The 25,693-nt window shown below is 66.9% G+C and carries 29 protein-coding genes; 10 read left to right on the top strand and 19 right to left on the bottom strand.

Going from position 1 to position 25,693, the window contains the following annotated elements:
* The first annotated feature begins 123 nt into the window (after positions 1-123).
* Positions 124-924 (top strand): helix-turn-helix domain-containing protein, encoded by an 801-nt coding sequence (locus IB259_RS00850; RefSeq protein WP_054458295.1) that lies wholly within the window; start codon positions 124-126, stop codon positions 922-924.
* A gap of 107 nt (positions 925-1,031) precedes the next feature.
* Positions 1,032-3,629, top strand: coding sequence for a penicillin-binding protein 1A (locus IB259_RS00845; RefSeq protein WP_054458205.1), 2,598 nt, complete (start codon positions 1,032-1,034; stop codon positions 3,627-3,629).
* Between the two features lie 37 nt (positions 3,630-3,666).
* Here the strand turns inward: IB259_RS00845 and IB259_RS00840 are convergent, their stop codons facing one another.
* Complete coding sequence (locus tag IB259_RS00840) at positions 3,667-4,380, bottom strand: metallophosphoesterase (RefSeq protein WP_054458206.1); 714 nt, start codon at positions 4,378-4,380, stop codon at positions 3,667-3,669.
* Positions 4,381-4,558: 178 nt separating this feature from the next.
* On the opposite strand from IB259_RS00840, the gene IB259_RS00835 reads away from it, so the two are divergent.
* Positions 4,559-5,734, top strand: coding sequence for a PepSY domain-containing protein (locus tag IB259_RS00835; RefSeq protein WP_054458207.1), 1,176 nt, complete (start codon positions 4,559-4,561; stop codon positions 5,732-5,734).
* Positions 5,731-5,916, top strand: coding sequence for a hypothetical protein (locus tag IB259_RS00830; RefSeq protein WP_054458208.1), 186 nt, complete (start codon positions 5,731-5,733; stop codon positions 5,914-5,916). The genes IB259_RS00835 and IB259_RS00830 overlap by 4 nt, the downstream gene beginning before the upstream one ends.
* Before the next feature lie 33 nt (positions 5,917-5,949).
* On the opposite strand, the gene IB259_RS00825 is transcribed toward IB259_RS00830, so the two are convergent.
* On the bottom strand, positions 5,950-6,777 hold the full coding sequence (locus tag IB259_RS00825) for an aldo/keto reductase (RefSeq protein WP_054458209.1): 828 nt from the start codon (positions 6,775-6,777) through the stop codon (positions 5,950-5,952).
* A 336-nt stretch (positions 6,778-7,113) separates the two neighbouring features.
* On the opposite strand from IB259_RS00825, the gene IB259_RS00820 reads away from it, so the two are divergent.
* The gene (locus IB259_RS00820) at positions 7,114-8,919 is read left to right on the top strand and encodes an ABC transporter ATP-binding protein/permease (protein ID WP_054458296.1); all 1,806 of its coding nucleotides are present in this window, start codon (positions 7,114-7,116) and stop codon (positions 8,917-8,919) included.
* Between the two features lie 51 nt (positions 8,920-8,970).
* Positions 8,971-9,360 (top strand): Rieske (2Fe-2S) protein, encoded by a 390-nt coding sequence (locus IB259_RS00815; RefSeq protein WP_054458210.1) that lies wholly within the window; start codon positions 8,971-8,973, stop codon positions 9,358-9,360.
* A gap of 24 nt (positions 9,361-9,384) precedes the next feature.
* On the opposite strand, the gene IB259_RS00810 is transcribed toward IB259_RS00815, so the two are convergent.
* Positions 9,385-10,368: a bile acid:sodium symporter family protein gene (locus tag IB259_RS00810; RefSeq protein ID WP_054458211.1), complete on the bottom strand. Its 984-nt coding sequence runs from the start codon at positions 10,366-10,368 to the stop codon at positions 9,385-9,387.
* Positions 10,369-10,475: 107 nt separating this feature from the next.
* Here IB259_RS00810 and IB259_RS00805 point away from each other — a divergent pair, with 107 nt between their 5' ends.
* Positions 10,476-11,318: a LysR family transcriptional regulator gene (locus IB259_RS00805; protein WP_054458212.1), complete on the top strand. Its 843-nt coding sequence runs from the start codon at positions 10,476-10,478 to the stop codon at positions 11,316-11,318.
* A 9-nt stretch (positions 11,319-11,327) separates the two neighbouring features.
* Here the strand turns inward: IB259_RS00805 and IB259_RS00800 are convergent, their stop codons facing one another.
* From IB259_RS00800 to IB259_RS00765, 8 genes are all read right to left on the bottom strand, one after another.
* Positions 11,328-11,861, bottom strand: a complete 534-nt coding sequence (locus tag IB259_RS00800; protein WP_054458213.1) for an OsmC family protein — start codon at positions 11,859-11,861, stop codon at positions 11,328-11,330.
* Positions 11,862-11,909: 48 nt separating this feature from the next.
* Positions 11,910-13,085 carry a c-type cytochrome gene (locus tag IB259_RS00795; protein WP_254593364.1) on the bottom strand — a complete coding sequence of 392 codons (1,176 nt, stop codon included), beginning with the start codon at positions 13,083-13,085 and terminating at the stop codon, positions 11,910-11,912.
* A complete protein-coding gene (locus IB259_RS00790; RefSeq protein WP_119451643.1) occupies positions 13,082-13,873 on the bottom strand; it encodes an ABC transporter ATP-binding protein in 792 nt (263 codons plus the stop codon). Before IB259_RS00790 ends, IB259_RS00795 begins: the two co-directional genes overlap by 4 nt.
* Positions 13,867-14,883, bottom strand: a complete 1,017-nt coding sequence (locus IB259_RS00785; RefSeq protein WP_119451642.1) for an ABC transporter permease — start codon at positions 14,881-14,883, stop codon at positions 13,867-13,869. The genes IB259_RS00790 and IB259_RS00785 overlap by 7 nt, the downstream gene beginning before the upstream one ends.
* Positions 14,870-15,901, bottom strand: a complete 1,032-nt coding sequence (locus IB259_RS00780) for an ABC transporter substrate-binding protein (protein ID WP_192327087.1) — start codon at positions 15,899-15,901, stop codon at positions 14,870-14,872. The genes IB259_RS00785 and IB259_RS00780 overlap by 14 nt, the downstream gene beginning before the upstream one ends.
* A gap of 130 nt (positions 15,902-16,031) precedes the next feature.
* Positions 16,032-16,364, bottom strand: a complete 333-nt coding sequence (locus tag IB259_RS00775; RefSeq protein WP_054458217.1) for a hypothetical protein — start codon at positions 16,362-16,364, stop codon at positions 16,032-16,034.
* Positions 16,365-16,435: 71 nt separating this feature from the next.
* The gene (locus IB259_RS00770; RefSeq protein ID WP_175160934.1) at positions 16,436-17,305 is read right to left on the bottom strand and encodes an N-formylglutamate amidohydrolase; all 870 of its coding nucleotides are present in this window, start codon (positions 17,303-17,305) and stop codon (positions 16,436-16,438) included.
* Positions 17,306-17,307: 2 nt separating this feature from the next.
* A complete protein-coding gene (locus IB259_RS00765; RefSeq protein ID WP_054458219.1) occupies positions 17,308-18,297 on the bottom strand; it encodes a tripartite tricarboxylate transporter substrate binding protein in 990 nt (329 codons plus the stop codon).
* Positions 18,298-18,410: 113 nt separating this feature from the next.
* Between IB259_RS00765 and IB259_RS00760 the strand changes: the two genes are divergently transcribed.
* Positions 18,411-19,343 carry a LysR substrate-binding domain-containing protein gene (locus tag IB259_RS00760; RefSeq protein WP_192327084.1) on the top strand — a complete coding sequence of 311 codons (933 nt, stop codon included), beginning with the start codon at positions 18,411-18,413 and terminating at the stop codon, positions 19,341-19,343.
* Positions 19,344-19,470: 127 nt separating this feature from the next.
* Here IB259_RS00760 and IB259_RS00755 read toward each other — a convergent pair whose 3' ends face one another.
* The 6 genes from IB259_RS00755 to IB259_RS00730 all read right to left on the bottom strand — a co-directional run bounded on the left by IB259_RS00755 (position 19,471) and on the right by IB259_RS00730 (position 23,639).
* A complete protein-coding gene (locus IB259_RS00755; protein ID WP_042792993.1) occupies positions 19,471-19,686 on the bottom strand; it encodes a hypothetical protein in 216 nt (71 codons plus the stop codon).
* Between the two features lie 103 nt (positions 19,687-19,789).
* Positions 19,790-20,896: an AGE family epimerase/isomerase gene (locus tag IB259_RS00750; RefSeq protein ID WP_192327081.1), complete on the bottom strand. Its 1,107-nt coding sequence runs from the start codon at positions 20,894-20,896 to the stop codon at positions 19,790-19,792.
* A gap of 148 nt (positions 20,897-21,044) precedes the next feature.
* Positions 21,045-21,257 carry a hypothetical protein gene (locus tag IB259_RS00745; protein ID WP_008159938.1) on the bottom strand — a complete coding sequence of 71 codons (213 nt, stop codon included), beginning with the start codon at positions 21,255-21,257 and terminating at the stop codon, positions 21,045-21,047.
* Between the two features lie 329 nt (positions 21,258-21,586).
* Positions 21,587-21,811: a hypothetical protein gene (locus tag IB259_RS00740; RefSeq protein ID WP_192327078.1), complete on the bottom strand. Its 225-nt coding sequence runs from the start codon at positions 21,809-21,811 to the stop codon at positions 21,587-21,589.
* A 71-nt stretch (positions 21,812-21,882) separates the two neighbouring features.
* Positions 21,883-22,629 carry a sulfite exporter TauE/SafE family protein gene (locus tag IB259_RS00735; protein WP_054458222.1) on the bottom strand — a complete coding sequence of 249 codons (747 nt, stop codon included), beginning with the start codon at positions 22,627-22,629 and terminating at the stop codon, positions 21,883-21,885.
* Positions 22,630-22,727: 98 nt separating this feature from the next.
* Positions 22,728-23,639 (bottom strand): DMT family transporter, encoded by a 912-nt coding sequence (locus IB259_RS00730; RefSeq protein WP_192327075.1) that lies wholly within the window; start codon positions 23,637-23,639, stop codon positions 22,728-22,730.
* A 160-nt stretch (positions 23,640-23,799) separates the two neighbouring features.
* Between IB259_RS00730 and IB259_RS00725 the strand changes: the two genes are divergently transcribed.
* Together IB259_RS00725 and IB259_RS00720 are read left to right on the top strand one after the other, a co-directional pair.
* Positions 23,800-24,270, top strand: a complete 471-nt coding sequence (locus tag IB259_RS00725; RefSeq protein ID WP_006226939.1) for an Lrp/AsnC family transcriptional regulator — start codon at positions 23,800-23,802, stop codon at positions 24,268-24,270.
* 100 nt (positions 24,271-24,370) lie between these two features.
* Positions 24,371-24,604 (top strand): hypothetical protein, encoded by a 234-nt coding sequence (locus IB259_RS00720; protein WP_054458224.1) that lies wholly within the window; start codon positions 24,371-24,373, stop codon positions 24,602-24,604.
* Between the two features lie 69 nt (positions 24,605-24,673).
* Here IB259_RS00720 and IB259_RS00715 read toward each other — a convergent pair whose 3' ends face one another.
* Both IB259_RS00715 and IB259_RS00710 read right to left on the bottom strand, forming a co-directional pair.
* Complete coding sequence (locus IB259_RS00715) at positions 24,674-25,267, bottom strand: YSC84-related protein (RefSeq protein ID WP_054458225.1); 594 nt, start codon at positions 25,265-25,267, stop codon at positions 24,674-24,676.
* Between the two features lie 120 nt (positions 25,268-25,387).
* Entirely contained in the window at positions 25,388-25,603 is a 216-nt protein-coding gene (locus tag IB259_RS00710; protein ID WP_244958708.1) for a hypothetical protein, read from the bottom strand.
* Positions 25,604-25,693 lie beyond the last annotated feature (90 nt).

The following is a 25,693-nucleotide window of genomic DNA, read 5'->3' as shown; positions in this document are numbered from 1 at the left end:
GTGTAGGAATCCGGGACGGAACCGATCTGCCAATTTTCGTCGCTCAAGTGACAAAATATGGTGACAAAATACGCAAACCAGCCCTGAGCCGCCCAACTCATCCTTATGCCGGAAGTGACACGCATGCCCGCCCGACTCCTTTTGCCCGACCCCGCCCGCAGCGTCAATCCGCAGGACTACCAGCACCGGCCGCGCGCCGTGACGGCCATGGCCAAGGAATTCCTGCCAGGCACCCGCACGGGCACCCACTCGCATCCGCGCGCGCAACTGGTCTACGCGGTCGAAGGCGTCATGCGCGTCACCACGCCCAGCGGCTTCTGGGCCCTGCCGCCGCTGCGCGCGCTGTGGGTGCCGGCGGGCGTGCCGCATGGCGTGGACATGGTGGGCGCGGTGTCCATGCGTTCGCTCTATCTCGAAGCCGAGACCGCCCGCGGCTACTGGCCGCAATGCCAGGTGGTCGAGGTCGGCGGCTTGCTGCGCGAGCTGATCCTGGCGCTGACCGCCGAACCCATCGACTATCCGCTGGACGGCCGCGCCGGGCAGGTCGCCGCCCTGCTGCTTTCCGAGCTGGCCGCCGCACGCGTCGCGCCGCTACAGATCCCCTGGCCGCGCGACCGGCGTCTGCAGACCATCTGCGCGGCGATCCTGGACGATCCGGGGCTGCAGCGCGGCATCGAGGACTGGGGCGACGAAGTCGGCGCCAGCGCCCGCACGCTGATCCGCCTGTTCCAGGCCGAACTGGGGCTGAACTACCGGCAGTGGGTCCAGCAGGTCCGGCTGGCCGAGGCGGTGTGCCGGCTGTCGCAGGGCGTGCCGGTCGCGCGCATCGCCGCTGACCTGGGCTACCGCAGCGCCAGCGCCTTCTCGGCCATGTTCCACCGTGCGCTGGGCGCGCCGCCCCAACGCTACCTGAACAATGGCTGACGCCTGCAACCGGATTTGCCGTCACTCGCGACGCAATTCATGTTTAGTTACTGAAACCTTATGACCCTCTGGGCGGTCCATCGTGTTCTGCCCTAGAATCGCCTGCAATGAGCACCCCCCAGCAATCCTCCGCCACCCCGGGCGGCAAACCGGGCCTCCCCTGGAAACGCATTCTCGTCAAGGCGGGCGTAGCCGCCGGCGGCGCCGCCGTGTGCGGCGGCATCGCGCTCGGCCTGGCGCTGGCCCTGGCCTGGCCCAGCCTGCCCGACCTGCACGCCATGACGGACTACCGTCCGCGGGTGCCGCTGCGCATCTATACGGCGGACAAGGTCCTGATCGGCGAGTACGGCGAAGAGCACCGCAACGTGCTGCGCTTTGACGAGATCCCGCCCGTGATGCGCCAGGCGGTGCTGGCAGCCGAGGACGACCGCTTCTACAGCCACGGCGGCGTCGACTGGATGGGGGTGGCGCGCGCGGTCGTGACCAACCTCGTCAAGGGCTCCAAGAGCCAGGGCGGCAGCACCATCACGATGCAGGTGGCGCGCAATTTCTACCTGTCGTCGGAAAAGACTTATTCGCGCAAGTTCTATGAATTGCTGCTGACGTTCAAGATCGAATCCGAGCTCTCCAAGGACCAGATCCTTGAGCTCTACATGAACCAGATCTACCTGGGCCACCGCGCCTACGGTTTCGCGGCCGCCTCGCGCACCTATCTGGGCAAGCCCCTGTCGGAAGTCACGCCGGCCGAGGCCGCCATGCTCGCCGGCATCCCCAAGGCCCCATCGCGCTTCAACCCCATCACCAATTTCCCGCGCGCCGAGATCCGTCAGCACTACGTGCTGGGCCGCATGAAGACGCTGGGCTATCTCACGCCCGAACAGGCCGACGAGGCGCTCAAGCAGCGCCTGACGATTCGCGGCGCGGACGGCGCCAGCGCGCGCGGCTTCGCGATCCACGGCGACTACCCGGCCGAACTGGCGCGCCAGCTCATGTACGGCGTGTTCCAGGAACAGACCTACACCAAGGGCATCGACGTCTACACCACCATCGATTCCAAGGACCAGGAAGCCGCCTACCGCGCCGTGCGCGACGGCGTGCTGGACTACACGCGCCGCGCCGTGTATCCGGGCCCCGAGGACCAGATCGACCTGCCCGAGGGCGTCGAAAAGGACCCGGCCGCGCTGGATGAAATCCTCGACGGCGTGCAGGAAAAGACGCCTGACAGCGAAGATCTGCTGACCGCCGTGGTGCTGGCCGCCAGCCCCACCGAAGTGACGCTGGCGCGCAGCGCGCGCGACATCATCACCATCAGCGACAAGAAGGCGCTGGCAGTGGTGGCGCGCGCGCTCAACCCCAAGGCCAGCGACAGCCAGCGGCTGCGCCGCGGCTCGGTCGTCTACATCCACAAGAACGGCGACAGCTGGGAAATCATCAACATGCCGACGCTGCAGGCGGCGCTGGTCTCGATGGTGCCCCAGGACGGCGCCGTGCGCGCCATGATCGGCGGCTTCGACTACAACCGCGGCGGCTTCAACCGCGTGACGCAGGCCTGGCGCCAGCCCGGCTCCAACATCAAGCCCTTCGTCTACGCGGCGGCGCTGGAACGCGGCCTGACCCCGGCCACGCAGATCTCCGACCAGCCCTTCATGCTGACCGCGGAGCAGACCGGCTCCAAGGCCTGGCAGCCCAAGAACGACGGCAACAAGTACGAGCCCATGCTGACGCTGCGCCAGGGCCTCATGCGGTCCAAGAACATGGTGTCGATCCGCATCCTGCAGGCCATCTCGCCGCAATATGCGCAGGACTACCTGACCCGCTTCGGCTTCGACAAGTCGCGTTGGCCGGCCGTGCTGCCGCTGGCGCTGGGCGCGGGCGGCGCCACGCCGCTGCAAGTGGTCAACGGCTACAGCGTGTTCGCCAACGGCGGCTACCGCGTCACCCCGTATCTGGTGGACCGCGTCACCGACCGCTCGGGCAACGTGCTGATGCAGGCCCAGCCTGTCGTCGCCGGCGACGCCCTGGCGCGCGCCATCGATCCCCGCACCGCCTGGGTCATGGACGACATCCTGCGCGGCGTCACGGTCAGCGGCACCGCCGCCCGCGCGCACCAGGTGCTCAAGCGCAACGACATCGGCGGCAAGACCGGCACCACCAACGAGGCCGTGGACGTGTGGTTCTCGGGCTTCACGCCCAGCCTGGCCACCACCGTCTGGATGGGCTTTGACCAGCCCAAGTCGCTGGGCACCAACGAATTCGGCAGCGGCCTGGCCCTGAGCACCTGGCTGGACTACATGCAGCCGGCCTTGAAAGGCGTGCCCGAAGCCAAGCCCGCGCCGCGGCCGGACGGCCTGATCGTGGACAACGGCGAATACTATTTCTCGGAATTCCCGCCGGGCCAGGCCGTGGCCTCGCTGGACCTGTCCTCGGGCGACGCGTTGACCGATTTCCTGAACAACAACCGTTCGACGGACGGCGTGGACACCTCGGTCAAACCCCTGCCGCCCGGCGGCGGCGCAATGCCGCAAAGCAGTCCGGCCCAACCGCCGGTGGCCCTGCCCGTTCCCGTGGCCCCCGCGGGCGGCGCGCCGGCGGGCAACGCGCCGCCTGCCATCCCGCCCATCCCCGTGCCGCGCGTGGACGCCGACACGCCCGCCCGCGCCAGCGCCGTCAGCGGCGCCGGACCGGTGGCCGCCCGGCCGCTCTGACCGCGGCCGGCGACAGCCGCCGGGAATCCAGGCCTGGCTATTCCTGCTCCGCGAGCTCGGTCACGACCTCGCGTGGCCAGGCCCGCAGGGATTCCAGGTCCAGGAAGGTGAAGTAGCCGGATTTCCAGCCCTCGGTATCGATGTGGTAGACGTTGCCCAGCAGCAGCGGCGCCGGCACCGGCGTGTGCCCGGCCACCACTGCCCGCACCCCGCGGATGCCGGTGCGGTCCATCTGCCGCAGGCGGTCGCGCGACCACTGGCAGGCGGCGCTGGTGCGCCGGTAGCGGTCCTGCAAGGCGGATTCCAGCCGCGGCCAGAACAGCACCGGGCAATCCGCGTGCAGCAGCCCCACGGCGCCGTCCAGCGTTTCGACCTCGATGGCGATGGGCAATTGCGCGAAAGCCTCGGCAAAGACCTGCTGGCGATCAGAAGGCAGGTCCAGGAACCAGCCGCCGCCATAGCCGCGCCAGTTATCCACGTCCACCTGCCCCGTGCGCACGTGGCGGATCGCGTAATCCTCGTGATTGCCCTGAACCGCGTGAAACCACGGCCGCGCCAGCCACTCCAGCGCGGCCTCGCTTTCCGGCCCCCGGTCCACCAGGTCGCCGACCGAAAACAGGCGGTCCCGGGACGGGTCGAAGCCCAGCTCGTCCAGGCTTTCCTGCAGGCGGGAAAAATGCCCATGCAGATCGCCCACCGCGAAATCGCGGCCTAGCTCGTTGCGCGGGACTTTGAGAAAACGCTGCTCCATGATGATCCGGGGGCTACCACTGGTTGATGCTCGATCCCTCTTTTTAACCCGCTTTCACGCCGCTCCGCCTGTCCCCCTTTGCCGCGCCGTGGTCAAAATTTGGTTACGAGAATCGATATTATTCGCGATAATATTCAGTTTTCCCCAATCCGCGCCTGCAAGGGCCCCGCCCTCCCCCATGACTGCCGCGTCCACCATCAAAACCTGGTATCTGGTCCATAAATGGACCAGCCTGGTCTGCACGATCTTCCTGCTCGTCATCTGTCTTACCGGCTTGCCGCTGGTGTTCCACCACGAGATCGAACACTGGCTCGACGACGGCAAGCCGTTGTCCGACGTGCCTGCCTCGACCCCGCGCGCCAACCTGGACAAGCTGGTCGACAGCGCCCGCGCCATGTATCCGGGCGAGGTCGTCGACTATCTGTTCTTCGATCCCGACGAACCTCAGGTCTATGTGGGCATGGCGAAAACGCCCGGCGACGGCCAGGTGTCCGGCCACGCCGTGCGCATGGACGCGCGCACCGGCGACGTGCTGCTGGACGGTCCGCTGTACACGGAGGACAAGTTTTCCTTCATGGGCATCATGCTGGCGCTGCACGTGGACCTGTTCGCGGGCCTGCCCGGCGAGTTGTTCCTGGGATTCATGGGGCTGCTGTTCTGCGTCGCAATCGTGTCCGGCGTGGTGCTCTACGGCCCCTTCATGAAAAAGCTGGAATTCGGCACGGTGCGCGCCTCCCGCTCCACGCGCCTGAAGTGGCTGGATCTGCATAACCTGCTGGGCATCGTGACGCTGGTCTGGGCCTTCGTGGTGGGCGTGACCGGCGTGATCAACGAACTCTCCACGCCGCTGTTCCGCCTGTGGCAGTCCACCGAACTGGTGCGCATCCTGGAACCCTACAAGGGCCAGAACGTACCCACCGAGCTGGCCTCGGCCCAGGGCGCCGCCGACACGGCCAGGAAGGCCCTGCCCGGCAACGAGGTGTCGTTCATCGCCTTTCCCGGCAATGCCTTCGGCAGTCCCCACCACTACATCACCTGGATGCGCGGCGACACGCCGCTCACCTCCAAGCTGAACACGCCCGTGCTGGTGGACGGCAAGACCGGCGAACTGACCACCGTGGCCAAGATGCCCTGGTACCTGACCGCGCTGGAACTGTCGCGGCCGCTGCATTTCGGCGATTACGGCGGCATGCCGCTGAAGATCATCTGGGCGCTGCTGGACGTCATTACCATCATCGTGCTGGTCAGCGGCCTCTATCTCTGGCTGGCCCGCCGCCGCGCCACCGAGGCGCGCATCGCCGAACTCGTGCGCAAGCACCAGGCCGCCGCCATCCCGAAAAGGACTCCCGCATGAGCAAGACGGCCCGTGGTTTCATGTTTGTCTGGGGCGCGCCGATCCTGCTGGGCGTGCTCAGCGTGTTCGGCCTGCTGGCCGCGTTGCTGGGCACGGGAGGCTGGCACTGGGCGTCCTGGATCGCCCTGGCCATCCTGCTGGCGGTCATCGTGCGCTACTGGGTATTCCCGCTGCAGCGCTAGGCGCGACCGCCAGTTCCGTGCCGGCGTGCGGCATTATTTGCCGAAGGTCTCGGGGTCCGGCCCCAGGCGCGCGCCTTCCTTGATGCCGTCGATGGCGGCCATGTCGGCCGCCGACAGTTCGAAGTCAAAGACGTCGATGTTCTCGCGGATGCGGGCGGGCGTCACCGACTTCGGGATCACGATCAGATCGTGCTGCAGATGCCAGCGCAGCGTCACCTGGGCGGGCGACTTGCCGTGCTTCCTGGCCAGTTCCAGGATGACCTTGTCCTTGGCCACGCCGCCCTGGGCCAAGGGGCTCCATGACTCCGTCGCGATGCCGTGCTTGGCGTGGAAGGCCCGCAGCGCCTGCTGCGTGAAGCCTGGGTGCAGTTCGACCTGGTTCACGGCCGGCGTCACGCCGGACGCGTCGAGCAGCCGCTCCAGGTTGGCCTGGGTGAAGTTGGACACGCCGATCGAGCGCGCGCGGCCGTCTTCCTTCATTTCGACCATGGCCTTCCAGGCGTCCAGGAACTTCGTGCTGCCGGCCACGGGCCAGTGGATCAGGTACAGGTCCACGTAAGCCAGGCCCAGCTTTTCGAGGCTCTCGTCCATGGCCTTATGGGCCTCGTCGTAGCCGTGCCTGTCGTTCCAGAGCTTGGTCGTGACGTACAGATCCTTGCGCGCCACGCCGGCCGCGCGCAAGCCCGCGCCCACGCCAGCCTCGTTGCCGTAGATGGCCGCAGTGTCCACCGAGCGGTAGCCTGCCGCCAGCGCCTCTTTCACGCTTGCGGCGGCCTGATCGTTCGGCACCTGCCAGACGCCCAGGCCCAGCTGGGGAATCTTGCCGCCGTCGTTCAATTGCATTGCCGGTACTTTCGCCATAAGACCCTCCGTAGCTTGCGACGCGACGTCCGCGCGGCGAATATGCGCCGGGTCGCGCAACCAAGGGGCAGCCAGGCTTCATCCTTGGTTGAGACAGTAAAGAACGGGCCCGCCAGGCTGCGCCCGAGTCACCATGCCGGATTGAAAACCCCCGGGAGAGGTCTACACATCCCAGGGGTCGTGAGGCCGATATTACCCCCAGAGCCGCAAAATCCCTGAATCCCCTCTGCCAAAGCAGGCGTTTCCGCCCCTGGGCGCGGTGCTGCGGCAGAATTGCAGCCTGTGGCCGATAATGCGCTTCCGACGGCCCGACGGCCCATGCATCCCCCCAAGACCATGAACGCTCCTGACACGCGGCCCGAGCGCCGCGGCGGCTTTTCCACCCTGCGCACGCTCTTTCCCTATCTCTGGCCGCCCGGCGAGACGGGCCTGAAAACGCGGGTGATCGCGGCCCTGCTGTGCCTGTTCGCGGCCAAGGTGGCCACGGTCTATGTCCCCCTGCTGTACAAGCACGCCATCGACGAGCTGGGCCAGGGCGCCCCGGGTTCCGTCACCGTGCCGCTGGGCCTGATCCTGGCCTATGGCACGGCCCGGGTGCTTTCGCTGCTGTTCTCGGAACTGCGCGACGCCATCTTCGCGCGCGTCGGGCAGCACGCCATCCGCGCGGTCGGCCTGCAGGTCTTTCGCCACCTGCATGCGCTGGCGCTGCGCTTTCACCTGACGCGCCAGACCGGCGGCCTGAACCGCGCCATCGAGCGCGGCACCAAGGGCATCCAGACCCTGCTGTCGTTCCTGCTTTTCAGCATCCTGCCGACCTTCTTCGAAATCGGGCTGGTCTGCGTGGTGCTGTGGAAGATGTTCGACATCTGGCTGGCGCTGGCCACGGGCGCCACCGTCACGCTGTACATGGCGTACACGCTGCTGGTCACGGAATGGCGCGCCAAGTTCCGGCGCCAGATGAACGAAACCGACTCCGAGGCCAACACCAAAGCCATCGAGAGCCTGCTGAACTACGAAACGGTCAAATACTTCGGCAACGAGGAACACGAAGCGCGCCGCTACGACGCGTCGCTAAAGCGCTATGAACGCGCCGCCGTGCGCAGCCAGGTCAGCCTGTCCATCCTCAACATCGGCCAGGCCGCCATCATCTCGGTGGGCCTGACCCTGGTCATGTGGATGGCCGCCACCGGCATCGCCGAAGGCCGCTACACGCTGGGCGATTTCGTGCTGGTCAACACCTACCTGCTGCAGCTGTACCAGCCGCTGAGCTTCTTCGGCTTCGTCTACCGCGAAATCAAGCAGGCCATCATCGACATGGAGCGCATGTTCGAACTGCTGGGACAGGACCGCGAGGTGGCCGACCGGCCCGATGCCCAGCCCCTGCGCGTGGCGGGCGGCGCGGTGGAGTTCCGCGACGTGCATTTCGGCTACGACGCGCGCCGCCCCATCCTGAAGGGCGTCAGCTTCACCATCCCCGCCGGCAGGACCGTGGCCGTCGTCGGTACGTCCGGCGCCGGGAAATCGACCATCGCGCGCCTGCTGTTCCGCTTCTACGACGCCGACGGCGGCGCGATCCTCATCGACGGCCAGGACGTGCGCAACGTGACGCAGTCCAGCCTGCGCGCCGCGATCGGCGTCGTGCCGCAGGACACCGTGCTGTTCAACGACACCATCCTCTACAACATCGGTTACGGCCGCCCCGGCGCCAGCGAGGAAGAGATCCAGGCGGCGGCGCGCCTGGCCCACATCCACGATCTGATCATGGCCATGCCGGACGGCTACCAGACCATGGTGGGCGAACGCGGGTTGAAGCTGTCCGGCGGCGAGAAGCAGCGCGTGGCGATCGCCCGGACCATCCTGAAGAACCCGCCCATCTTCCTGTTCGACGAAGCCACCAGCGCTCTGGACACCCACACCGAACGCGAAATCCAGGCCAATCTGCGCGAAGTCAGCCAGGGCCGCAGCACGCTGATCATCGCCCACCGCCTGTCCACCGTGGCGGACGCGGACGAGATCATCGTGCTGGCCGAAGGCCGCATCGTCGAGCGCGGCCGCCATGCCCAACTGCTGGCGCAGGACGGCATCTACGCCGGCATGTGGGCCCGCCAGCAGCAAAGCGCCCTGACCGGCTCGCCGGATTGACAAGCCCGCGCCCCTGTCCGAACATCGCACCCTTTGATTTCCAGGCCCACCATGCAGGATTCAGCCCCCGTCCCCGCCGTCCGCGTCTGCGCTTCCTCCGACCTCGCCAACGGCGGCCTGGGCGTGAAGATCCCCGTGTCAGATGCCGCCGGCCGCACCACGGCCTTCTTCGTGCGCTACCAGGACCGCGTGCACGGCTATCTGAACCGCTGCGCCCACGTGGGCGTGGAACTGGATTGGGAAGGCAGCTTCTTCACCCGCGCCGGCGACCTGATCATGTGCGCGCGCCACGGCGCCACCTACCAGCCGGACACCGGGCTATGCGTGGGCGGCCCCTGTAAGAACGGCCGCCTGACCGTGCTGACGGTCGAGGAACGCGAAGGCGCGGTCTACTGGCAGCCGGCCGGCAAGATCCGCCCTTTGGAAGATACGCCCGCCTAGGGGGCTACGCTCAAGCAAGAGACTTCAAGCCCGCGCCGCCGCCGCTTCAGCCGGCGCCTGCCGCTCCGCGTAGCGGCGCGCCAGCACCGCGCAGACCATCAGCTGCATCTGGTGGAAGATCATCAGCGGCAGCACCACCACGCCCATCTGCGAGGTGCCGAACAGCACCGTGGCCAGCGGAATGCCCGAGGCCAGCGACTTCTTCGAGCCGCAGAACACCAGCGTGATCTCGTTTTCCTTGGACAGCCCCAGCTTGCGGCTGCCCCAGGTCGTGACCAGCAGCACCGTTCCCAGCAGCAAGGCGTTCACCAGCACCATGGACGCCAGGTCGATGGCCGGGAACGCGTGCCAGATACCCTGCGCCACCGCCTCGCTGAACGCCGTGTAGACGGCCAGCAGGATGGAGCTGCGGTCCACTTTCGACAGCGTGCGGTTGTTGCGCTGGGCCCAGGCGCCGATCCAGGGCCGCAGCAGGCTGCCCACCGCGAACGGCAACAACAGCTGCAACAGGATGCGGCCGGCGTCGGCCAGCCCGTGGCCTCCACCCTGACGGTGCAGCAGCACCGCCACCAGCAGCGGCGTCAGCACGGTGCCCAGCAGGTTGGAAGCCGTGGCCGCGCAGATCGCGCCCGGTACGTTGCCGCGCGCCATGGAGGTAAAGGCGATAGACGACTGCACGGTGGAAGACAGGGTGCAGACGAACAGCACGCCCAGCCACAGCGAAGGCGTCAACAGGCCGGGAAACAGCGCCCGCAGGCCCAGCCCCAGCGCCGGAAACAGCAGGAAGGTGCAAGCCAGGATCAGCGCGTGCAGGCGCACGTCCTTCACGCCAGCCACGATGGCGTCCGTCGACAGCCTGGCGCCGTGCAGAAAGAACAGCAGCGAAATGGCGATGTTGCTGGCCACGGTCATGAACGCCGCGCCCTTGCCCACGGCAGGGAAAAAGCTGGCGAAGACCACCGTGGCGATCAGGATGAGCGTGAATTGGTCGGGCAGGAAGCGGCGCATGGCAAAGATTTCCGTAGGGATTGCGGAAACTATAGGCACGGCGCTTGCCATCGTGAAGCCCACTGGGTACTTTAACTGTCATCGGACTTTCCTATGACCAGGCCGTCATGCTCAATCCCTTGTGGCTCAAGACCTTCGCCGCGGCCGCCGCCGCGCCCAGCTTCACCGAGACCGCCCGGCGCCTGGGCCTGACCCAGCCCACGGTCAGCGAACACATCCGCCAGCTGGAACAGGCCTTGAACCGGCGTCTGTTCCAGCGCGACACGCATTCGCTCGCGCTCACCAGCGACGGCCGCAGCCTGCTGGTGCATGCGCAGATCATCCTGGACGCGCACGAGCGGGCCGAGCGCCTGTTCGACGCGCCGCGCCTGCGCGGGCGCGTGCGCCTGGGCACCTCGGACGATCTGGCAATGGGACCTCTGCCCGACGTGCTGGCCGCCTTCCGGCTGGCCCACCCGGAGGTCGAACTGGACCTGACCATCGGCGTCACCAGCGAGCTCTACAAGCTGCTGGACGACAACGGCCTGGACGTCATGATAGGCAAGCGCCGCAAGGGCGACCGCCGCGGCCAGACCCTGCACAAGGAAGCCCTGCTGTGGCAGGCCAAGGAAGGCCTGCGGGTGGCGCCGGACGAACCGCTGCCGCTGATCCTGCTGCGCGAACCCAGCGTGACCCGCGGCCTGACGCTGGACGCGCTGGCCCGCGCCGGCCGCAGTTGGCAGATCGTCTGCACCAGCACCAGCTATGCGGGCTGCCAGGCGGCCGCCCGCGCCGGCCTGGGCATCACGGTGCAGCCTTCGCACCTGTCCACGCTCGGCCTTGCCGCGCCAGCAGGCGCCGCGCAACTGCCCGCGCTGCCGCAGGTGGAATTCATCGTGATCTCGGCGCCCGCGCCCAACAAGCCCACGCGCGCGCTGACCGAGATCCTGATGCGCAGCACGCTGACTTGAGGCCTTTGCTTATTGCGCCGCCGAGCGGGTGTGCTGCACGCGGCCTTCCAGCGGCTGCGGCTGCTTGAGCAGGTTCAGGATCGGGCACCATTGCTCCACCGCCTCATGCACGGCGCGCACCGCGCTCTCGTCGGCCGGCGACACGATGTGCGCGGTATAGCGGATGTTGTGCGGAAAGAATGGCACCTGCTCATAGCCCGGCTTGCCGCCGCGCGGGTCCAGGTCGCCTTCGATCTCCACCTGCAGCGACTCCAGCGGCAATTCGAGCTCGGCAGCCTTGATCAGGAAGATATGCGTCAGGCAACTGCCCAGCGATCCCAGCAGCAGCTCGGGCGAACTCGGTCCCAGGTCATAGCCCGCGAAATCCGCGGGACTGTCGCTGACCACCTGGTGATCGCGGATCCGGATGCGGCGCACGCCGCTGCGGCCTTCGGCGCTGACCTGTGCGCGCAATTTCACCGGCGTCACTGTGTGCGGATCGCGCGCGTTGCGCGCCAGCACGGCCTCGCGTTTCTGGCCCAGGTATTCGTTCAACGTACTCATGTTGCAGACCTCGCTTGGGGTTGATATGTGCTTGGGCAAGCGCCGCAGTCAATGTTCGCGGCGCATATCCGGAATGGCGATGGGCGCACGATCCATCGCCTGCAATAGTTGGCCCAGCCCGCGGGCCGTCGCTCCCTCCATCCGTCCTCCCGGCCCACAGACATCGTCCGCGCTGGTCCACGCCGGAGCCGCGCCTGGCAGGCGGCGCGCGCGCAGCCAGCCCTGGCGGTCGACCATGAACTGCGCGCCCGCCAGCTCGTCAGGAGACACGCCGGCTGCCAGCGCATAGGCGTTCCAGGCCTCTACGCCTGCCGCCACGCAATCCGCGTCTACGCGCTGTGTGTGGCCACGCGTCAGCGCTACGGTGAGCAGGCGTGGATCCTGCGGTTCCTCGGCCGCGCCCTGCGCGTAGGCCATCACACGCAGGGGCAAGCCGCGCAAGCCGCTCAGCCGCGTCGCCCGGCCGTCGCGGCAGGCAAGCGCCACGACGGGTGCGGCGACCGCCGGCATGCCGCTGCCGCCGCTGACGCCATAGGCCCGCAGGCGCAGATAGTCCAGCACCTGCCAGATCTCTTCCGTGTTCAGCATTGCGCCAAACGCCGGCATCGCGGGGTTGGCCGCCGGTTCCTGGCCGCCCTGCGCGATGCGCCAGTGCAGCTCGCCTTCGAGCCTGTTCTGGAACAGGGCCGGTCCCAGCACGCTGGGCCACACCGGCAGGCTGGCGGCGCGCTCGCCCCGCCCATCTGCCGCCGCGCCGTGGCATGCGGCGCAATGCGCCTGGTACAGCCGTCCGCCCTGCAACAGATTGGCATCGGAAAACGGCAACGGCGACCGCTGATAGGAAGAACTGTGCGCCTCGACCAGCAACATCCGCGGGTTCGGCCAGTCAGCCAGCAGCGCCAGCGCGACGGCGGCGCCCAGCCATGCCAGCCGGCGGCGCTTGGCGAACAGCGCGCCGCACAGCAACGCCAGCGCCGCCGCCGACTGCGCCAGCGCCAGCCAAAGCTGGCGCCACGTGTGCGGGCTGACGGGCAGGTCCGGGTCGTAGCGCCACGCGAATGGCCAATACGCCAATGCCGGAGCCTGGCCCAGCGAGCGCCAGACCGCGGCGCCCAGGGCCAACGCCAATGCGGCCAAGCCGACCGTCAACAGCGCCGCCATGCGCCGCCGGGCCCACCGCGCCGCGCCAGCGGCATCCGCCGGCCGGCGTTGCACGATGCTCACCACGTCGCATCCAGCCCCAACAAGGCCAGCGCGCGATGGCGCAACGCGGCCAGGCGCGGATCGCCGCGATGCCTGGGGTACGGCAGGTCGTTGACGATTTCGTCCTTGATCCGCGCCGGCCGCTCGCTCAGCACCACGATGCGCGTGGCCATGAACAGCGCCTCCTCCACATCGTGCGTGACCAGCAAGGCCGTGTAGCCTTCGCGTTGCCACAGGTCCACCAGTTCGGACTGCATGGCGATGCGGGTCAGCGAGTCCAGCTTGCCCAGCGGCTCGTCCAGGATCAGGATGCGCGGATCGTTGACCAGCGCCCGCGCCAGCGCGGCGCGCTGCGCCATGCCGCCGGACAGCTGATGCGGATAGGCCTGGCTGAACGCCTTCAGGCCCACGCGCTGCAAGGCCTCGTCCACCCGGCTGCGCTGCGTCTTCAACAGCCCGCGCGCCTGCAGTCCCAGGGCCACGTTGTCCCAGACCGTGCGCCACGGATATAGCGTGGGGTCCTGGAACACCACGATGCGCGAAGGCGAAGGCCCCGTGATCGGCTCGCCGTCCGCCAGCAGGCCGCCCGCGGCGGGCGGCTCCAGGCCCGCCACCAGGCGCAGCAGCGTGGACTTGCCGCAGCCGCTGGGGCCCAGCAGGGCCACGAACTCGCCCGGCTTCACGTCCAGGTCTATGCCGTCCAGCACCGGCAGTTGCGCGCCGTCCAGGTCGAAGTGATGGTTCACGCCGCGCACGGCCAATGCGGCGCCGGCCGCATCCCGCTTGTCAGGCACCGCTGCCGCTACCATTTCACGACTCCCTTCTGCCAGGCCAGGAGGCGGTCGCGCCCCAGGAACAGCAAGGTGATGAGGCCCGAGAACACCAGCGCCATCACGATCAGCGCGCCGTACATGTTGGCGTAGGACGCCCAGCCCTGGGCCCATGACAGGTACCAGCCCAGCCCGGACTTCACGCCCATCATCTCGGCCGCCACCAGCACCGAAAACGAGGCGCCCAGGCCCATGAACAGGCCCACGAAGACCTGCGGCAAGGCCGCCGGAATCGCCACGCGCAGCACCAGGAACCACTCATTGGCGCCCATGGTGCGCGCCACGTCGTAGTAGGCCCGGTTGACGCCCGCCACGCCCGACCAGGTCAGCACCGTGACCGGAAACCAGGTGGCCAGGGCGATCAGGAAGACCGCTGCCGACCAGCTCGACGGAAAGAAGAAGAACGCCATAGGCAGCAAGGCCGTGGAAGGCACCGGCCCCAGGAAGCGCAGCACCGGATGCACCCAATAGCCCAGGCCGCGCGACCAGCCGATCGCGACCCCGGTCAGGAAACCCGCGGCCGCGCCCAGCAGAAAGCCGTTGGCCAGCAGCCAAAGCGAATTCGCCAGACTGTCGGCCAGCCGCTTGTAGTCGGAGACGTAGACTTCGATCAGCGACTGCGGCGGCGCGAAGAACGGGCTGGGCAGCAGCGCCAGCTTGGCCGTCGCGATCTCCCAGGCGCCCACCGCCACGGCCAGGGCCGCGAGCCAGGGGCCGGCGCGGTGCAAGGCGCGCACGGCGCGCAACTGCCCCGCCCCCGGCGCCGCCGCCAGTAACAGCAGCAACGCCAGCGCCAAGGCCGCCGCGCCGAATTCGCGCGTGTAGCCCCAGGACGAGAAGCCCACCTCGACGTTCGGCCATGCCAGCGTCACGCCGCCCACGCCCGCCCACAGCGCGGCGGCGGCGATACCGGTCTTCCACAAGCGCCAGTCGCGCGCGGGCCGATTCACGCCCGCGGCCGGGGCGTGCAATACGTCAGCCGAGGACATTGGGCACCACCACTTGCGCGTATTTGTTGACGTCCAGGCCCGCGCTCAGCACCTTTATCGTCTTCAGGTCCCGGGCGTAGCCCACGATCTCTTCGCGCAACGCGGCGCCCGTCGAGGCATGGCCATGGCTGTGGCTGCGCAGGATCGCGGCCACGCGTTCGGCCGGCACCTTGCCGGGCACATACGGCGCGAAGATGCGCGCGGTCTCGTCCGGGTTGGAAGCCGTCCAGCGCTGCGCGTCGATCACCGCGCGCGCAATGGCCGCGGCGGCCTCTGGATCCTTGCGCACCAGATCGCCGCGCAGGCCCAGCACGCAGCAGGTGCGGTTCTCGTAATCGCCCTCGATGTTGGTGGCGATCTCTCGCAGCTTGTTGTCCTCGCGCAGCGTGTAGATCAGCGGATCGTCACCCGCAATGGCGTCGACCTCGCCCTTGCGCAGGACCTCGCCGAACAGGTCCTGCGGGTACTGGCGCCAGTCCACGGATTCGGGATCGATACCCAGCTGCGCCACGCGGATCGCGAAGAAGTTCTTCACCGGACTGGCCTGGTCCGACACCGCCACGCGGCGTCCCTTCAGGTCGTTGACGCTCTTGATCGGCGAATCCTGCGCCGTCAGCAAGCGCATGCAGCCGCCATGCGTGCCCACCGCCAGCTTGACGTCGAAGCCCTGCTCCAGCGGTTTCAACCAACGCAGCGCCATGCCGATGCCGCCATCGGCGTGGCCGGTGGCGATCGCCTCCAGCAGCTGGTCGGTGGAGCCGCTGAAGTTGATGCGTTCGACCTTGAGGTTGTACTTCTCGAAGAAGCCGCGCTCCAGCGCCACCGACACGGGCGATTGGCAGACTGCGGTCTGGCTCCATGCGATCTTGAACGTGCGCGGTGCGGCGTTGGCGGCCAGCACGCGCGAGCCCAGCATGCCCAGCGGCGCCGCAAGGCCTGCGGCGCCTGCCGCGCGCAGCAGCGCACGGCGCGAAATTCCCCGCGTGGAGATGGCGCGGGAATGGACGTTCGTATTCATCAACCTTCCTTTTGAGCAGACTGTGAATGGCGATGATTGCCATGCGGCATCATCGGCCTGCGCTCAGGGGTTAGACAAATACAAAGTCGGGATAACAATATGGGCGACGCATGGCCCCCCAGGGGCTGGACTATTCGGGCAAATGGTCCGGAACGCCGTCCTCGTCGACCTGCTTGACGCGGTCCAGCGCGTTGCGTGCGGCCGACATGGCCTCGACCGTGCTGCGGAAGCGTCGGCTGATGAAGATCTCGAAAGCCTGGGTGTCGGGCTCGGCTTCCTGCTGCACGGCGTCATCCGGTGGCGCTGGCGCATCGGCCTGGGCTGCCGCTTGCGCGTCCCGTTCGGCCTGGCTCTTTTTCTTCGGCAACCGCCGCGTTTCGATGAAAGCGCGCGGCGGCACGCGCCCCTCGGGTTGGGTCGCGTACGCGAGCACCGAAAATCCGTTGATGATCTTCTCAGCCATTGCGGTTCCGTGTGGCCGCGCCCAAAAAAGCGCGGTTCCTTGTTACCGACTACGGCCCGCCGCGGGAAAACTTAAGCCAGCGCCGCCTGGCGCGCACGCACGTAGGCCGCCACCTGGGCCAGCACGTCGGACAGGTCCGCCTGCAGCGGCGCGAAGCCGGCGTTGCGCTCGCGCGTGGCTTCGTCCATGTACAGCGGACGGCGGATCTCCACCTGCAAGCTGTGCCGATTCAAGGCCGGCTGGCCGATCTGCGCGATCAACTGCACGCCTTTGTAGGGGTCGTTGCGCGCCACGGTGTAGCCCTTGCCGCGCAAAGCGGTCTCGATCAGGGCGATGAACTCCGGCTCGCAGGTGGTGCCGTCGCGGTCGCCCAGCACAAAGTCCGCCAGCGGATGCTCGCTCTTGCGGCCCAGGCGCTCATAGGCGTCGTTGGGCATGGAGTGCAGGTTCAGGTGCCAGACCGCGCCAAAACGCTGCCGCACCTGCTGGATCGCCTGCGACAGCGCCGCGTGGTAGGGCTCGTAATACGCCTGGATGCGGTGGCGCACTTCGGCCAGCGTGAGCTTGCGGTCGTAGATCGGCGTGGACCTGTCCATCCTGCGCCAGATCAAACCCTTGCCCAGGCGGGTCTTCTCGCCCGGGTCCAGCGGCTCGGGCCAGGGTTGCGCCAGCAGCTCCGGGTCCAGGTCCTGCAGCGTGCGGTTGGGATCGATATAGACGCGCGGAAAGTTCGCGGCGATCAGCGTCGCTCCCAGGGCCGGCGCCGCCGACCACAACGCGTCCACGTGCGTGTCCTCGCCCTGGCGCAATTGCGCCAGGGCGGCCGCGGCGCCGAAGTCGTCGGGATAGCGCTCGCCGCTATGCGGCGAATCGCAAACCAGCGGCAAGGCCGGGCCCGTGGGCTCGTGTACGGAAACAGCGTCGAAGTCGGCGTGGGTCATCGTCAATCAGCCTGAATGTTGGCAGTCTTGGCGACCTTGGCGTAGCGCGCCAGGGCCTGCTGGATCTGCGCCTCGAATTCCTGGGGCGTGGTGCGCACCAGCGTACCACCCACTTCCTCGGCCTTCTTGCGGAATTCCGGATCGTCCTGGGCTGCGCGCACCGCCTTGTTCAGGCGTTCGATCACGGCCGGCGGGGTGCCGGCGGGCGCCACCAGGCCGAACCAGCCGCCCGTACCCATGTCGGGGTACCCCAGCTCGATGTAGGTCGGCACGTCGGGCAACAGCGGCGAGCGTTCGGCGCCCAGCACGGCCAGCGCGCGCAGCTTGCCGCCCTGCACCTGCGGCAGGGTCGAGGACAGGTTGTCGGTGATAGCATCCACCTGCCCGCCCATCACGTCATTCAACGCCGGACCCGCGCCGCGGTACGGCACGTGCAGCAGCTTGATGCCGGACAGCATCATGAAGTTCTCGATGTTCACATGGCCCAGCGAGCCCACGCCCGGCGAGGCGAAGCTATAGCGCTCCGGCTGTTTCTTGGCCAGGGCCACGAACTCGGCCATGTTCTTGGCCGGCAAGCCCGGATTGATCGCGAAGATGCTGGGCACGGCGACCACGTTGGCCACCGGCACGAAGTCCTTCACCGGGTCGTAGTTCATCTTGCGGAACACGGCCGGGTTCGAGCCGTGCGTGCTCATCGTGGCCATGCCGATGGTGTAGCCGTCGGGCGTGGCGCGTGCCACCTGCTCCATGCCCATGGAACCGCCGGCGCCAGCCTTGTTCTCGACCACGATGGTCTGCTTCAGGTCGCGGCCGGCGTACTCGGCCACCAGGCGCGCCACGATGTCGGTCGAACCGCCAGCGGCGAACGGCACCACCAGCTTGATGGGGCGGGCGGGATAGTCGGCAGCTTGGGCGATGCCGGCAAAGGACAACGTGGCGAACATGCCGGCGAGCGCGAAGCGCGCGGACCGGCCCAGGAGGCGGCGGGACATGGGGGATGACTCCGAAAGTTGAAGGTCAGTCGACAAGGCCGCCAGTGTCCGAACTTTACGATCCCCTTTCAAACGACTATATTGCACGGCTTCATTACCAATGGTCATGCTAGATGCGACTGCACTCGCCCTCCATGTCCGAACTGCACGCCTTCGTGACGGCGGCACGCCTGGGCAGCTTCACCCGCGCCGCGGAGGTCTTGTGCGTCACCCAGGGCGCCGTCAGCCGCGCCATTTCCCGACTGGAAGCGCATTTCGGCCAGCCGCTGATGCATCGCAACGCCCATGGCCTGACCCTGACTGAAACCGGACGCCGCCTGTACGACGGCACGCTAGGCCCGCTGCAGCAGATCGAGTCGCTCAGCGCCGGATTGCGCGCCAATGACCGCCGCCTGCGCCTGACGCTGTCGACGGTGCCGACGCTGGCCAGCGCCTGGCTGGTGCCCCGCCTGTCCGACTTTCATGCGCGCCATCCGGATATCCAGCTCAGCTTCGCGGCCTACCGCCGCAACGAAGATTTTTCGGGTGAGACGCCCGATGCCAGCATCCTGTCCGGCATGCCGGAGCAATGGCCGGGCTGGCAGGTGGACTACGTGATCGGGCGCGAGTTGGTCGTGATCTGCCACCCCGCCCGTCTGGCGGCCCGGCGCGCGCAGGGACTCTGGGACACGCCAGCCGGCCTGCTCGGGGAACCGCTGCTGTATCACTCGAATGGCATGGACAACTGGGCGCAGTGGCTGGCCGCCGCCGGCGTGCCGCGCGCCTCGGTCCAGCTTTCCAATGGCTTTGACCAGGTTTCCATCCTGGTTCGCGCCGTCATGGCCGACATGGGCATCGCCGTGCTGCAGCGCTGCCTGGTCCGCGACGACCTGCAGGCCGGACGCGTGGTGGCCCCGTTTCCCAACCTGCCCATCCGCATCGACCGTGGCTACCATCTATGCGCCCCGGCCCAGCGCCGCGACCATTACGCGCTGGCTTGTTTCCGGCGATGGCTGCTGGAAACCGCCGGGCAGGATCCCGACGTAATCGCCGCCAGCCCAGCCTGAGCGCCTAGCCTGCGGACACAACCGGTTGCCGGCGTCCGGCGCGGGAATACTACAAAATGAAAACGGGCTCCCGATCTGGAGCCCGCTGCGGGGGTCTGCGCCATGCTGCCGGCGCGGTCGAAAATGCTCAGGGTGCGAGCTTGAACCCGAGGTCCACGCCCCATTTGTCGGTCTCGCGCAGCCATTTCGCGCCGCAATTCAGGCAGCGGAAATGGTCTTCACGGCTTTCTTCACGGCCTTTCTGCGTGGGATTGGTGAACCCCTGGTGTCCCAGATGGGCATGCGGCGCAACGCCTGCAAGCCCGGGGTTAATGCGTTGGCAAGCCAGGCACATAACGCTCATTGGTGCTTCCCTACAATTTTAGTAACTAAATTGTAAGGGATTCCACCAATACTTTTCTATCGAATCAGGCCCCTAAATCCAAAAAATATTGTTAACGCCACAATTAAACAACAGTGGGCAGGGCCGCCAGGCAGGTTGCCAGGTGATACGGAGAGGTCGACGGCATGTCCTTGCGCACCACCGCTCCTTCCGCGTCCAGGCATTCGTACCAGCCGCCGGGGTGCAGGAAACGCGCGCGGAACATGGCCAGGCCGGCCTCCAGCGCGGGCAGGTCGCCCAGCACGCCGAGCACCCGCAGGTACTCGGTCTGCGCCCAGATCCGGCGCGTATCGTCGATCACGGCGCCGGACTCGTCCAGCGACGCCACCACTCCGCCCGCGTCCACACCATGGCGGCGCGACCAGCGCACAGCGCGCGGCAGCGACTCCGTCAGCTCCAGGCCGTCGAAAACGTCGGCCGAGCCTTGCACCAGCGACAGCCACTCGAACTGATGCCCGGGCTCCAGCCGGTTGCCGGCCGAGCCTTGCCGCTCTTCCGCGATGCACTGCGAGGCCGCATGCACGAAGAAATGGCTGATGCCTTGCGCCAGGCCGCGCAGGCGCTGCGCGTACAGCGCCGGCTCCGCGACCTGGGCTGCGGCCAGGTAGGCCTCGGTCAGATGCATCATGGGATTCTGCGCGGGCGCGCGCAGAGGCTGGCTCAGGTCGGCGCTGAGCGCCGCGTGATACAGCCCGTCGGCGGTCTTGAAGCGCGCCTCGATGGTCGAGGAAGTCGACAGCATGAGCTTGCGCGCATCGGCATTGCGGCTGCGGCGGAAATAGGCGGCGCAGGCCAGCACGATGAACGCGTGGGTGTACAGGTCCTGCGTGTCATCGAGCGGATGCGCCGCGGCGTCCACGCTATAGCGCCAGCCTCCGTGAAGCTCGTCGCGGAATACGCGCCGCAGCGATTCGAACAGCACATCTGCATGCGCGCCCGCAGCGTCGCCCGGCGCTTCCGAAAAAACGTAGAGCTGGCGCGCGCAAGCCATGGCGCGGTAGCGCTCGACCGGCAGCGCGACGCCCGTCGCCGCGTCCAGCGATTCATAAGGCAGACCCAGCGCGCCATTGAAACCCTGCCCCATCCAAAGGGGCAGGACAACGGAATCAAAATGGTCGCGGAATGCGCGGATGTGTTCCGCAAGTGAAGAGTTGGTCTGTGCGGCAGTCATCTTGGAACGGCGCATACCCAATGAGGGCCCCAGATTTTGGAGCAGCAACGATAACCGAAATTTTCGTCGCAAACCTTTGAGTATTCTCCGAAGCGTCATGCTCACACAGACCGGTCCCGCCGATCAGCTCCGTCCAGGGCGTGGCGCCCTATCGGAAGATGTTTTCCTCTACCCAGTTCTGCGCGAATACTTCCGCGCGATCGCGTGCTTCGTCCAACGAAGCGCAGTTGCCCAAGTGGGAAAACGCGGCATCCACTTCGGTGCCGCCCTCGGCCGTAACCGTCAGCAGTACGCCATATCCGCCGGTATCCATGGCCGCTGTGGAAACGTCGATCAGAACTTCCTGGTCACGATGCTGCATGTGCTACCTCCCAGTCGGTTACCTAAACGCGTGAACCACGCGTGACGTTGCGGGGGCAGAATCCCCGCGCAAATGAATAGACCTGCAAACGTCACGCAAGTTCATCTTACTGGCGACTCGTGGGTCGCGATACGTCGAAAAGCAGCCAAATCGCGCATTCCGTCTCAGGAAATTCCCGTAGCACGGCCCTATTGGTCGCGAACTCGCGAAATACTGCGAAAACATTCGCAAATTGTGTGGAAATCCCCGCGCCAAACGGTCAAGACGCGGCGAAACGCGGAGGGCGGCCCCGGGCCGCGCCTGCTGTCGACATAATTGGATTTTGCGGGTTAGCGCAAATGGATGGCGCCCGGCTCTTCCATGCGCAGGGCGAGCTTGCCCTTCTCGGTGATCAGCCAGCGGCCGTCGGCGTCGGCTGCAATGCAACGCAACGTCTCCAGCGCCTGCGCCACGTGGGCGGGCACTTCAGTCTGGGCAGCGCCGCGCTCGCAATTGTCGGCCACGATGCGCAGCCAATGTCCCAACTCGCCTTTCTCGAAACGGTGCAATGCCATGCGGTGATTCTCTCTTGAATACCCAACGATAGCATGTTGCCATGCCCCGCCCTGGCGACCTGTAAAAGTCGCTAGGCAAGCAGCTTGGGCAAGGACGACGCCAGCAGCGCCACGCCCGAAACGGTCAGCAGGCCCAGCACGATGCGGCGAAACGCAACGTCGCTGATGCCCACGTAGACGCGCGTGCCCCACAAGGTCGGCACCAACATCGCCGGCACGATCACCGCAAAGAGCGGCAGCATGTCGCGCGTCACCACGCCGGTGTAGACATAGCTCGCCATCGTCACGACCAACATCGACAGGTTGAAGTTCTGGATCACCGCGCGCTGCACGTCGCGGTCAAAGCGACGCAAGGTGCACCACAAAGTCGGAATGACGCCGGTGAAGCCGCCTATGCCGCCCATGACGCCGCCCATCGCTCCCACCACGCCGTCGGCCCATCGTCCACCCGCCGTGATAGGCGGCAAGCGCGTCGCGAACAGCATCACCGGACACCAGACCGCCAGCAGTCCGCCGACCAGCGCCTTGAACATCAGCGGATCCAGATAGGGCAGCAGCTTGACGCCCAGCGGAATCCCCAGCAATCCGCCCGCCACGAAGGGCAGCAGGTGCGCCATCGTGAATCCGCGGCGCATCGTGAACGCGGCCAGCAACTGGCCGGTCAGCGAGCCGAACACCACCATCGCAGCAGCGAGTTTGGGATCTATCGTCCAGGCCCAGAACGACATGGCCACCATGCCGAAGCCGAAGCCCGAGAGGCCCTGCACGAAACCGGCGGCCATGGCGCCCGCCGCGACCAGCACATATAAGGAATCCATACCCGCCGCACGCCTGCAAGAGAAGCCGGAACGGTTCCGGCGCTCGACATTCTAGAACGCGCCGATGGCCGGTTTCACGCCTGCGGCGTACTGACGGGCTAAGAAGCCCGCAGCGCCAGCGGCCGCTTCAGGCGCGTCGCCGCCGCCGACGCCGCCACGCTGGCGCCGATCAGGGCCAAGCCCAGCGCCAGGTCGGCCGAGATGCGCTCCTGGAACACCAGCGACGACACGACCAGCCCGATCACCGGCACGCACAGCATGGCGATCGAGGTCGCCACCGGCGGCATCTTCTGCGTCATGCCCAGCACCACGATGAAGGTCAGCGCGGTAGCCAGCGGACCGGTGTACAGGATCACGGGCCATGCCTCGGGCTGCGCCAGGAAAACGGGCGCGCCATCGCGCATCCACGCCAGCGCGGCCAGCGGCAGCGCCGCGATGGCGGTCTGCCAGGGAATCATGTCCGCGCCCAGGCGGATATGCCGGTAGCCGCGCAGCTGGATGATATTGCAGGCCCACGCAAAGGACGCACCCAGCAACATGGCCAGGCCGACCACGGTGTGCGCCTGCCAAGGGCTGAACGCGGGCGCGACGATGACGGCGATGCCGGCATAGCTCAGCCCCGTCGCCAGCCATTGCGCCATCGACAGGCGCTCCTTCAGGATCAGCGAGGACAGCGGAATCACCCAGATGGAAGTGGCGTAGGCGATCACGGACGCGCGTCCCGGCGCCACGTATTGCATCGCCCATAGCGCCAGCGCCGTGAACGCCCCCATCTGCAGCAGCGCCACACCCGCCACCAGCGGCATTTCCTGCCGCGTCGGCAGGCGCAGGCGGCCCAGCATGCCCAGCACCAGCGCGCTGATCAGCGCGGCCGAGCCGAACCGGCTGGCGGCCAGCCACAGCGGGCTCATGTGCGTCAGCCCCAGCTTCATGACGGGCCAATTGCCGCCCCAGATGGCGACCGCACCGACCAGCGGCAAAAACCTGCCCAACGTGCTCTGCTGACTCATTACTGCCCAATCTACTGCTTGAATATTCCGCGCTTTGGCACAATTGCCAAACGATGGAATAGTCTATAGGGTTAACCCCAGCATATTTCACTGCATTCAAGGGAGATACCCGTCATACTCAGCACAGATGAATTGCTGAATGACCGTAACTGGGTGACTTATGCCGGAAATCAACCTGGATGCCACCGACATCCGTATCCTCAACGAACTCCAGCGCGATGCGCGGCTGACCAATGTCGAACTCGCCGCGCGCGTGAACCTGTCTGCCTCTCCCTGTCTGGCGCGCGTGCGCCGGCTCGAAACCGAGGGCCTGATCGACCGCCGCGTCACGCTGCTCAACGCGCGCAAGCTGGGCCTGAAGGTCAACGTATTCATCCAGATCTCGCTGGACAAGCAGCGCAAGGCGGCGCTGGACGTGTTCGAACGCGAAATCGCGGTCCTGCCGGAAATCATGGAGTGCTACCTCATGTCGGGCGACGCCGACTACCTGATACGCGCCCTGGTGCCTGACGTGGACGCGCTGGAGCGGCTGATCGTCGAACACATCACCCGCATCCCGGGCGTCGCCAGCATCCGTTCCAGCTTCGCCTTGAAGCAGGTGCTGTACACCACCGCCGTCCCGCTCGCGTGAAGCCCGCGGCGGCAACTTGCGGGATCCGTGGCGCCCCTCCACAATGAAAGCGCCGCGCCCCGCGCCGGCGCCCCTCCCATCGCCTAGCAAGGAGAACACCATGCCTGAAACCGACTGGTTCCCCGGCGGCACGCTACCCGATCGTCAGGGCTACTTCGAAGTGGAATTCGAAACGGGTCAAACCGAAATCACGCGCTACGGCCTGCTCGGCTGGGAGCCCGAGCAGGATCGCGGCCGGATCAGACGCTGGCGCGGCCTGGACCCGGACATCGAAGCTGCCGAAATGCAGCGCGAGAGCTCGGTGCGCAACAACGGCGACACGCTCATGGGCTGAAGCGCCGGCAGACGCGCCAAACAAAAACGCCGCGGAGAACATCCGCGGCGTTTTGCTTGGCAGGCCCGTTCAAAGATTCAGTTTGGAGATCTTGGTACCGGCCAGGGACACGCCTGCCATCAGGCCGCCGTTGTTCATCACGAAGCCGACGATGGGTTGTTGTGCCGTGTTGGTGTCGATGCGGCCGTTGGCGCCCACATTGACAACCGCAACCGTCGCATCGGCGCCCACGGTCCAGCCGCTGCTGTTGCGGAACTTGGCAAGCGCCTCATCCGTCATGAACAACAGCACCATCGCCTTGGACTGCGCCCCCGCCTGGAAGCCGACGGAACCCGCCGTGGTGCTGTAGTAGCCGGCGGTGGAACTGCCCACGCGCAGCACGCCCTTGCCATGCTCGGCCCCGATGATGAAGCTGCCGCTCAACACATCAGGAAAAATCAGCACGCCTCGGGCGCGGGCGACCAGTTCCCTGGACTGCGGCGACGCTTGATAGAGCTTGCCCAAGGTGGCGTCGGCCGCACTGTTCAACGATTGGCGCTGTTCGGTCGCGGTGGCCTCTGACTTGGAACTGTTGGTGGTGCAACCCGTGAACATCAGGCCGGCCACGCCGATCGCCGCGGCGGCCAGGCCGACACGACGCAAGACAGGAAAAGTATCAAACATGGAACTCTCCTTTGTTGTTGTCACCCTACACCAATGTACCGGGCAAATCCGCCAGCGCAAAGCACGCGATTGTGTGAAAAGAAACAAAACCCTGCCTGCCGCTGCGGGTCCGGCCCGCCGCTACAGGATGCCGTAGCGCGGTTCGCCCGTGGCTTCGTCCACCGACACGATGCCCGACAGCACCAGTTCGGCGTGGCGTCTTGCCGTCCCGGGATCCTCGAAGGTCACGAAACGCGGCAGCGACCAACGCCGCTCGAATTCGCCTTCCACCCTCCGGCACACCGCTACCTCGATCGCCAACATGCCGGTATCCAGCCGGATGACCTGACATTCCACCTCGAATCCATCAATATGACGCTGTGGCCACGCGCCCATTCCTTGCTCCTCGAAATTGTTTTTCCCGGCCGCAATATGCCAAAAAATTTT

This window comes from Achromobacter sp. ACM04 (assembly GCF_014851465.1).
In the GTDB taxonomy this organism is placed as follows: Bacteria; Pseudomonadota; Gammaproteobacteria; order Burkholderiales; family Burkholderiaceae_B; genus Achromobacter; species Achromobacter aegrifaciens.
This window is presented reverse-complemented; position numbering and strand designations above follow the sequence as displayed.